This is a genomic window from Bradyrhizobium sp. UFLA05-112 (assembly GCF_053572325.1).
In genome coordinates this window covers 1-9,064 of sequence record NZ_JBANBK010000158.1, presented here as the reverse complement: position 1 = coordinate 9,064, position 9,064 = coordinate 1, and the positions used below count along the sequence as shown (strand labels likewise).

The window sequence follows — 9,064 nt, the reverse complement described above, 5'->3', positions numbered from 1 at the left end:
TACAGCCGATAGGCCACCGGCAGGCTGGCATGATGATTGGCGACCGACAGCGACACCGCGACCTGACAATTGTCCTGCTTGCCAAGCTGTCCGCAATACTGCCGCGCTACGCCCACAGAATGCGTTCCCTTCTTGGAAAAGGCGGTGTCGTCGATGATCCAAGCTTCGATCGGCCCGGCACGCTCGATGGCAGGCAGCACCATCTCGCGCACCTTGGACAGAACCTTCTCATCCGACCACCGTCCCTCGCCGACAAAGTGCAGCAGCGATTGGTGCTGGGCCGCCGTCCGCTCCGGCGCCGTCACTGCCGCCATCGGCTCTACACTCTTGCGTTCGCAGGGCAACAACAGCCCGGTGCAATAATCCCGAAGCGGCCGCCCTCGATCAGCATGTCCGATCACGCCAACAAGACCGTCGACGTACGCCGCAAATCGTGTCTCGCTGGTTCCCTTTCCTCGGCGACCCATCTCAGATCCTCGATCTCGCGTTGAATCTCCTTCAATATGCGATTCTCACCCAGCTTGGTCCGTGGATTTCTGACTCAGTAAGATTAGTAGGCGATGGCCCCGCTGTTCCCAGGAAGCAGAAGTGCGGTGAAATGCATCTTGCGCGGGTCAGCGGCGCCCTGTTCAATAGCGCTGGTTTGAACGAGGTTGCGATGCGCATGCTTCGTTGGACAATCCTCGTGGTCACGACGTTCCTGGCCGTCACCCCGGTCACGGCTCAACGCTACGACTCCAATTACCCAGTTTGCCTCCAGAAGTGGGGGCAGAGCGGTGCCACCTCCATCTACTGCGGTTATACATCATTGGACCAATGCAGGGCGACGGCGTCGGGACTCTCGGCTACGTGCTACGCCAACCCATATTGGCAGCAGGGGGATCAGACGTCACCGGGCCGCGTCCATCGATGACAAGGCCGCGTCTACTAATCTAAAGCGCGATGAGATCAGGATGAATCGTCATCGCGCTTTAGGTTGTTGTTTGAGCATGATCTCCGCGCAAATGGGTCCCGCGTTTGTCGCGAGGGAATACCGCTGCACACTTTTACGGATCATGCTCCAGGCTAAAGGTTGATCACGCCGCGCCGCGCGGCATGGGCGACCGCGTCGGTGCGGCCGGTGGCATCCAGCTTGTCGAGCAGCGAGCCGACGTGGAACTTGACGGTGTGCACGGAGATGCCGAGCTGGCGCGCGATCATCTTGTTCGATGCGCCCTCTGCCATCAGCGCGAGCACCTCGAGCTCGCGCGGCGTCAGCTCGATATCGGCCGGCGAGGGCTGCCGGTCGTGTACGGTCACCGCGGCTGGATCTCCGGGCGCAACGAGCCGCAGGCCGGCGACGCTGCCAAGCAGCGACGCCAGTCGGTCGGCTAGGGCTGGGTCGCCGATTTCCAGCGCGATCGTGATGTCCTGCGTCGTGTCCTCGCTCACGCCTCCGGCCTCTCGCCGATCGTGACCTTGAAGCTCACCGGCTCGCCGCCACGGCGCACTGCGACGTCGACGACCGAGCCTACGCTCTCGGGTCCGAGTGAGCGCGACAGCGCGCGCACGCCAGCGAGCTTCTCGTCATTGACGGCCACGATGACGTCGCCCTGCCTGATGCCCGCCGCGGCAGATGGCCCGGACTTGTCGACATTCATCACCATCGCGCCGACGCCGTCATCGAGCCGCACCGGTTGCAGGCCGAGCCCGAGATAGCCGCGTGCGATCCTGCCACGCGTTTCGAGCTGCGCCGCGACGCGCTCGATGGTGGCGGAGGGGATCACCAGCACGCGCCGCGGTCCCTGCACCGCCATGCCGAACGGCTGGGCTTGCGCATTCAGCACGAGCCCGCCCTCATGGCTGTGGCGCAGCCGCACGTCGAGCTCAATCCGCGCCTCGATGTCGCCGCCGCGCAGGCTGCGCCAGCGCGGACCCGCGAGCGACACCATGCCGAGAGATGCCGTGGGTGCGCCACGGTCGGCTGCGACGACGACGGCGAGCGAACCGAGAGCGGGGGCGGCGGAAATCAGCTTGATCGGCGGAATGTCGGCATCGACGCGCAGCAGCGCGACGTCGGTGGTGTGGTCACGGCCGACAATCGTGGCCGTCCGCGTGCTGCCGTCGGCAAGCCTGATCTCGACCTCGCCCTCGTCGGCCAGGGCCTCGTCGGCCGTGATGATGAGGCCCGCTTTCCAGGCAAAGCCTGAGGCGCGCAACCGATGCGAGTGAACGGAGACGAGCGAAGGCGAGGTGCGTGTAACCACATCCGAAAGCGCTGACGAGAGCGCGGCGAGGGGGGTAGGGTCGGTCATAGGAAGCTCCTGTCGGTTGTCCCAAATCTGGGATGCCGCGGGCGATCCGGAAACTGGTCTGATGGGCAGGAAGCTCCGTAATGTCCCGGCCGACGAACATGTGATTGGGAGGAGGTCACGGGAACGTGTAGCAATCGGCCAGCCATTGCGCCTCACGGCCTCAACGCATTTTTGAGAGACCCCGGATGACCATCGACCTTACCCGCCGCACGCTGCTTCACCTCGCCGGTGCCACCACGCTCGCGGCGGCTGCCGCGGCTGGGGCGCGCGCCGAAGGTAGTCCGGTCAGCGTCGGGCCAACCTATGCCAGCCGCACGCCGATGCGCGTCGGGATGGTGATGCTGCGGGTCAAGAATCTCGACACCGTCGCCGACTTCTATCGCGACGTGCTGGGGCTCACGGTGATGGAGCGCTCGGCGGGTTCAGCGCAGCTCGGCGCCGGCGGCGTGACGCTGCTCGTGCTGGAGGCGCGCACCGATGCCGAGATCGAGCCGCGCAGCGCGGCCGGTCTCTATCACACTGCCTTCCTGATGCCGACACGCAAGGATCTCGCGCGCTGGCTGGTGCACGCGGCCTCGCATCGCGTGCCGCTGTCGGGCTTTGCCGATCATCTCGTCAGCGAATCCGTCTATCTCGACGATCCCGAAGGCAACGGCATCGAAGTTTATGCCGACCGCGATCCTTCGCAATGGCAATGGAACGAGGGCTCGGTGAAGATGGCAGCCGACGAGCTGAACATTCCAGATCTGCTGTCGCTCACGAATACCCGCGTCAGCGATTACGCCAAGGCGCCGGAGGGCATGCGCGTCGGGCACATGCATTTGCGTGTCGGCGACCTCGCGCAGGCCGAAGGCTTTTATCACGGCAACGTCGGCCTCGATCCGACCCGCCGCCGCAACGGCGCCGCGTTCCTCTCTTCCGGCCGCTATCATCACCATCTCGGCATGAATGTCTGGCAGAGCCAGGGCGCCGGCCGCCGCGACGACACCACGACCGGGCTCGCCTGGTTTTCGCTGGTGACGGAGAAGCAGGACATTCTCGCCGCCCAGGAGGAGAGCTTGCGCAAGGCGGGCGCTTCGGTCACGGCGCTTGCGAATGGCGTCGAGGCCGTCGATCCCTGGGGCACGCGGGTGCGGCTGCTCAGGGTGTGACCTTGCCGCGTCCGAGTGCAAATTGACCAACCGGGCTCTCGACATGAAAGTCGAGCTCGGTGATTTTCGCGAACAGATCGATGTTGTTGGTGCCGATGGCGCAGCCGCCAAGCCCCATATCCGTCGCCGCCAGATAGAATGTCTGGATCATGGCGCCAACATCCTTCAGGATCAGCGAATAAGCGATTGAGCTGTATTTCCAGGAGATGCGCCCAAAGCGCGCGGCGATCGTGATCAGGACCTGCGGGGGACCGGGTGCGTCCATGGCAAACGCGGCAGCCGTCGAGAGCGCCTGGAGCTGCTGGGCGGAAGCGCCGATCGCTATCAGCGCGTGAGCACCCGCATCGTAGTGGTAGAATCCGCGTGCAAGCCCCTCGCAGTTCGAGACCGCCAGATACAATTCCAGCTCGTAAGCGCTGCCTGCCGATGGATAAGGCCTCGTGCTGTAGGTAACTTCAGGACTGCCGTCCAAATTTGCGCCGCTCTTCCATTCCGACAGGACGCGCGCCGTGGTGTCGATAAACTGTGCGAGCTCGGCAAGTGTGATTGGGTGCTGGTCGTCGAAATCTCGTATTGAATGGCGTTCGCGCAACAGCTTCGCGAAGGGCGAGATCGGCTCAAGCGTGGAGAATTTGCGGAGATCGATCTTCTTGCCGGGCCAAGGCGGACGCACCGCCGGCAGTGGTGGAACGAGGCCCGCATGGGCGAACGTGCCGCCAACGGGATTTGCATGCCGGCCCTCCGTGCTCCGCGTGTGAAACACGAGATCGTGGAAATCCCAGAGAACGAGGTTGCCGTCGCCCTCATTCACCCGAAGGCCGTCGCCGTCTTTCGCATCGAGCTTGATCAGCATCTGGCTGTCGAGCAGCAATCCGAGCAGATCGAGGTTCAAGGAGGCCGTGTGGCGGCGAAGCTTGCTGATCTTCTGAGGCCGCGACAGGGTCGCGAGGGTGGCCGCGATTGCGGGATCGCAAATCCGAAACAGCGCGCCGGCGCGCGGCGATTCCAGCACCATCTCGTTGCCGCGTCGGCGCAGATAGGCGAAGCGCGACAACACGAGGGTATCACCGTTCCCCAGTGTTGCGCGTTGCGGCCAGTATTCGGCGACCTGCGGCTCGATGATGACGAGGTCCTGCTCTTCACGCGGAGAGGATAGGCGGTATTCGAGAAGCCCGTGCCGTGCCAGTCGCTGCACCAGGGCATGAACCTGCCTTGCGAGGACACTTTTGCCGGCAAAGGAAATGAGCGGCAGCCCCGTGGCGAGATGTCCCGCACGGTCGATCGCTGCCGTGCTGAATTGTCCCAGATTCACTGAATAGCCGCCCAGGGCAGCGGCGATGCTTCCGTCCGCCTGCACATGAAGGGAAAAGCGACCGTTCAATCGGGCGGCGATGACTGGTGCCATCTTCCTGGTCGGCCTTTTCCGGGGCGCGCGCACGACGAGCCAACCTTCAGGTGTGGGGAAGGAACGGAGTGAGTTCGCTTTCCAGTCGCGGACGATCCAATAATCCAAGCCTCACCGGAACATCGTAAAGCCGACCGGGCGCGAAGCGGCGATAGAAATGCCGCAAGCCCGGAACGAGCACTCTGACGACGGGAACCTCGACGTCGGGCCGCGTTTGGTCAAGCACGAGGAAATCATAACCCGCGCCGACGGCGATCTCGATGCAGGCATTGACCTGGTCGCTCGTATTATCGTGAACCTTGAGGCTCGGTGTCGGCCGGACGATCGGATCGTCGCTGGGGATCAGGAAGGGATAGTCGTCAAGTCGCAACGGCGTGACACCGTCGAGCGTTGGCTTCTCGCCGGTTCCGCCGCCCATCATGCCAATTGACATGAACTGAGTCAGCTCGGTGAGGGAGCGCAGCAGCGCTATGCGGCGATCGAAATGCGAGCCGGAGCCGAACTCGATATTTTCGTGTCCGTTCTGCATCCAGTGCGTGATCGCCACGTAAGAGGGAATGCCGAGATCGCTGGTGATGTCGAGCACCCAAAGCTTGCGCCCCACATCGGCAAGCTGGGCTTGCAGATCCTGCACATAGGAATCGTCGAATTGCGTGAGGTCGACTTCGGCACGCTGCAGCCGATTGTACCACCAGATGGCGTAGGCATCGCGTTCGACCAGTTCGAGGAAGCCTTGAACGATGGCTTCCTCGCGGGTGTTGCCGGCCGCGCACCCGTTGGAATCCGTGTGGAAGCCGCCATAGAAAAAGTACAGCAGGCCCGTCGGAAGATACTTGCAGCGCTTGTCGCGCAACGACCAGACCGGCGACCACTCGGTCTTGGTCGAGGGATCGAACGGCTCGGGAACCGGATGTGAATCGTCCGGCTGCGGGGCATTCCTGTTTTGAAACTGCGTGTCGCTGAAAAGCTGGACGTCGTTGGGAAGAAGGGCGTCACCGGGAGCGAAATCGGTAAAGCGCCGCGTCGTCCTGATCTCGTCACCCTGGAAAATGCCGGAATAGCGCTCAATCGCTTCCATCAACGCGCTGGCCTCGCCCTGCTCGGCGGTGGAGCCCTTGCCGAAGCTGCCGCCGCTCAATCCGGATCTGAGCTGATCGACGTTCCAGGCTGGCGCAGAGAAATTGTGGTGGGCGAAAAAATTTGTGTTCATCGGCAGATCGGCCTCGATCCGCTCGAGCCGCGAAACGACGCCGGTCAGCGGACTGACGTGCTTGCGGAACCGCGCCACGGTGGCTCGCGACGTCACGGTGCGGTATCCGCCGCTGGTCATCACGAGCTTTCTGCCCTCCGCAATTTCGATCGGCGCTGACGCCCGGCGCGGATTCTGCAGCTTCTTGCTGCCGCAGGTCGGACATTGCGGGCGCCGCGCGACGTAGTGCTTGGCGATGGAGGCACCAGTCAGGTCGAAGCTTGCGATGTGTTGGCTCAGATCGGTACGAAATCCCGAGGCGATTGCCTTCGCGATTTCAACGGCAGCGAAGTGGATGGCTGTCTGTCCCACGGTGTCGCTCACCAGGGGTGATACAGCGACCGCTTGCGCCGCTCCGCGCTCGAGAAATCCCTTGATCTCCCGATTGCGGATCATGCGATCGAACAAGCAGGTCCAGCAGGCGCTCTCGCCCGGCTTGAACACGGGGCCCACCAGCGGAAACACGCCGGACGGCTGCACCAGCAGCCAGGGCGTTTCATCGGCCACGCGCTTCCCGTTCACCTCGGCGAGCTGCCGCTCGAGATAATCGTTGACCAGAGTGATGATGAGCTCGGGCGAACGCTTGGTGATTTGAACGCCGAGCTGGCCCAACGCCACGCTCAGCTCCCGGGCGCCTTTGACGTCGATCGATTCCACCCGCACGGGACAATTGCGCAGATTCTGCTCCGCGACTTCGACAGGCAGGCCGAGGCTCGCCCAATATCCATCGACGGCGCCTGCGGATACGCGGGGTGGTCCACTCACGACGTATCGGCGCTCCAACAGCCGCCTGATCGTTTCCTCAATCTGGTCGGCGGGAAAACTCTTCGAAAGCTGGCGAACGATTTCCGGCGCGGCCTTTCCATTCTTTCCGATCGCCGCGGCCACGGCACAATACAGCTCGCCGTGCAGGAAGAACTTGCGGTTCTCGGAATAGAGACAGACCGCATCGGGAGGAAGCAGATAGGCGGTGAAGTTCGGTGCGAAACGTAGAACGCCCTTGCGGGGCTGCTTCGCAGCTCGGCTCTTGGCATTGACTGTCATCGGGTCAGCACGCTGATCCTGCTCCTCAACCGCTGGCTCTGACCGGCCTGCGTGCCGAACGCGGCGATTGGCATTGCGCGGACAAGTTGGAACATACTCGCCCGCCATCGGCAAGCTGACCAGCAAGCCGTGGCAAACGTCGCGACGGAAACAACAAATTGGCCGGGTCGTTCGCCGGCCCGGCCAATGAAATCGCGATGCATCGATACACAGTCAGGGAGAGCTAGCACCAGCGGCAGCGGCCCCACGATGCGCAGCACCCTGCGCATGACACCCATGGCAAGCCGACCCCTATCCAACCAACGCCGCAGCCGCCGCATCCACCGCAACCGACGCCGCAGCGGCAAGATCTGCAGGCTCTGCATCCGCCGCAGCCTCTGCAACCGCCGCAGCCTCTGGCGCCGCCGCAGCCGTGGCCACAACCGCATCCCCGCGCAAGCATTACGCCACTGAAGGTTCTTTGATCGTCGAAGAGATGGAAGGTGGCGAGGCTCACGTCGGCGAGTTCTTCCTCGCTCAGCGAGGTCACGTGGTTCGGCGTGAAGTTAGGTCGTTGTGGTGTATCGCCAGTCGGTACGGCGGCCGCCGCCGCGCTTCCTGCCAGCGAAAACGTCAGACCGGCTACTCCGAGCGCCGGTACCGCGGCTTTGGTCATTCGCTTCTTTTTCGAAGCTTGCTTTGCCCGCTGCATGGCCGCATCCTCCAAAGTTGGAAGAAGGATCTCCGTGAGCATGATCCTACGCCGAGCGAACAAGGCAGGCAAGATTCCACGGATACACAAAATGTAATGATCGCATTCATCTTCATGAACGGAATCGTCGCATTTTCATCAAGCACTGAGCGTTCGCGCCTTGTGCGGATTGCAACGGGTGCGGCTTGATGCAGTGCGCAATCGTCTGCCCGATTGAACGGGGAAATTAACTTGGTCGATCAACTCGGACGCTTCGCTTGGTATGAACTCCTGACAACGGACATGCAGGCGGCGGGTGCCTTTTATGGCAACGTCGTCGGCTGGGCTGCGAAAGATGCGTCGACTCCGGAACTCCTCTATACGGTGCTTACCGCAGGCGATGCTCCGGTAGCTGGGCTCATGGCGCTCCCCGAAGAGGGGCTGCGATTGGGCGCAACGCCGAGATGGGTCGGCTACGTCGCCGTCGATGACATGGATGCGAAGGTCGCGCAGATCCGCCGTCTTGGGGGCGCCATCCTGTTATCGCCGACCGACAGCAATATCGGCCGAATTTCAGTGGTTGCCGATCCGCAAGGAGCGAATTTTGCGCTGGTCACTAAACTGACATATGGCCAAGGGCAACCCAGCGGATTGGACGAGCCCGGGCGCGTAGGCTGGCACGAGTTGCTGGCTCAAGACCGGAACAAGATCTTTCCATTCTACGGCGAGCTTCTCGGCTGGCAGAAGGCCCATGCTGAAGCCGATCCGGCAGACGTGTATGAATTGTTCTCGATGGCCGGGCAGACGATCGGCGGCATGCTCACCAAGCTTCCGAGCGTATCGCAGCCCTGTTGGCTCTACTACTTCAATGTCGACGACATCGGCGCGGCCGCCCAGCGCGTCAACGCTGGCGGAGGCCGGGTCCTCCAGGGTCCGATCGAGTTGCCCGATGGTTGCTGGATCGTGCGATGTGCGGATTCCCAGGGCGCCCTATTTGCGTTGCAGGGTGCTTGGGATCAGAAGCGCACCGGACGCACCTCGGAAGTCGGTTGGTCTGCCAGGTGGGGTGGCATTGCTTCAAAAGGCAGGATGGTGCTTCACAAGACGAAGCGCTAGAGCATGATCCGGAAAAGTGTGCAGCGGGTTTCCGAAAAGATCATGCTTAAACAACAAACTAAAGCGCGATGACGATTCATCCTAATCTCATCGCGCTTTAGTCTTACTGTGTCATAAAATCATCCGCACGGTACG

The 9,064-nt window shown here is 62.6% G+C and carries 9 protein-coding genes; 4 read left to right on the top strand and 5 right to left on the bottom strand.

The window, feature by feature from the left end:
• Window positions 1–467 (bottom strand): IS701 family transposase (locus tag SO180_RS41405; protein ID WP_449384532.1); only part of this gene is annotated, 467 nt, incomplete at its 3' end.
• Window positions 468–598: 131 nt separating this feature from the next.
• On the opposite strand from SO180_RS41405, the gene SO180_RS41400 reads away from it, so the two are divergent.
• Window positions 599–913: a DUF3551 domain-containing protein gene (locus SO180_RS41400; RefSeq protein ID WP_449384531.1), complete on the top strand. Its 315-nt coding sequence runs from the start codon at window positions 599–601 to the stop codon at window positions 911–913.
• 152 nt (window positions 914–1,065) lie between these two features.
• Here SO180_RS41400 and SO180_RS41395 read toward each other — a convergent pair whose 3' ends face one another.
• Together SO180_RS41395 and SO180_RS41390 are read right to left on the bottom strand one after the other, a co-directional pair.
• A complete protein-coding gene (locus tag SO180_RS41395) occupies window positions 1,066–1,431 on the bottom strand; it encodes a response regulator transcription factor (protein WP_449384530.1) in 366 nt (121 codons plus the stop codon).
• Entirely contained in the window at window positions 1,428–2,294 is an 867-nt protein-coding gene (locus SO180_RS41390; protein WP_449384529.1) for a S1C family serine protease, read from the bottom strand. The genes SO180_RS41395 and SO180_RS41390 overlap by 4 nt, the downstream gene beginning before the upstream one ends.
• A gap of 185 nt (window positions 2,295–2,479) precedes the next feature.
• Here SO180_RS41390 and SO180_RS41385 point away from each other — a divergent pair, with 185 nt between their 5' ends.
• Entirely contained in the window at window positions 2,480–3,445 is a 966-nt protein-coding gene (locus tag SO180_RS41385; RefSeq protein WP_449384528.1) for a VOC family protein, read from the top strand.
• Here SO180_RS41385 and SO180_RS41380 read toward each other — a convergent pair.
• Entirely contained in the window at window positions 3,435–4,850 is a 1,416-nt protein-coding gene (locus tag SO180_RS41380; protein ID WP_449384527.1) for a SagB/ThcOx family dehydrogenase, read from the bottom strand. The genes SO180_RS41385 and SO180_RS41380 overlap by 11 nt on opposite strands.
• 46 nt (window positions 4,851–4,896) lie before the next feature.
• Window positions 4,897–7,143, bottom strand: a complete 2,247-nt coding sequence (locus SO180_RS41375; protein ID WP_449384526.1) for a TOMM precursor leader peptide-binding protein — start codon at window positions 7,141–7,143, stop codon at window positions 4,897–4,899.
• A gap of 412 nt (window positions 7,144–7,555) precedes the next feature.
• Between SO180_RS41375 and SO180_RS41370 the strand changes: the two genes are divergently transcribed.
• Both SO180_RS41370 and SO180_RS41365 read left to right on the top strand, forming a co-directional pair.
• On the top strand, window positions 7,556–8,023 hold the full coding sequence (locus SO180_RS41370) for a hypothetical protein (protein ID WP_449384525.1): 468 nt from the start codon (window positions 7,556–7,558) through the stop codon (window positions 8,021–8,023).
• A 24-nt stretch (window positions 8,024–8,047) separates the two neighbouring features.
• Window positions 8,048–8,929: a VOC family protein gene (locus tag SO180_RS41365; RefSeq protein WP_449384524.1), complete on the top strand. Its 882-nt coding sequence runs from the start codon at window positions 8,048–8,050 to the stop codon at window positions 8,927–8,929.
• Window positions 8,930–9,064 lie beyond the last annotated feature (135 nt).

Bases quoted from the DNA above. Each gene is read 5' to 3' on its own strand.
- SO180_RS41385 (WP_449384528.1), top strand. From the start codon at position 2,480: ATGACCATCGACCTTACCCGCCGCACGCTGCTTCACCTCGCCGGTGCC.
- SO180_RS41380 (WP_449384527.1), bottom strand. From the start codon at position 4,850: ATGGCACCAGTCATCGCCGCCCGATTGAACGGTCGCTTTTCCCTTCAT.
- SO180_RS41400 (WP_449384531.1), top strand. From the start codon at position 599: ATGCATCTTGCGCGGGTCAGCGGCGCCCTGTTCAATAGCGCTGGTTTG.
- SO180_RS41375 (WP_449384526.1), bottom strand. From the start codon at position 7,143: ATGACAGTCAATGCCAAGAGCCGAGCTGCGAAGCAGCCCCGCAAGGGC.
- SO180_RS41390 (WP_449384529.1), bottom strand. From the start codon at position 2,294: ATGACCGACCCTACCCCCCTCGCCGCGCTCTCGTCAGCGCTTTCGGAT.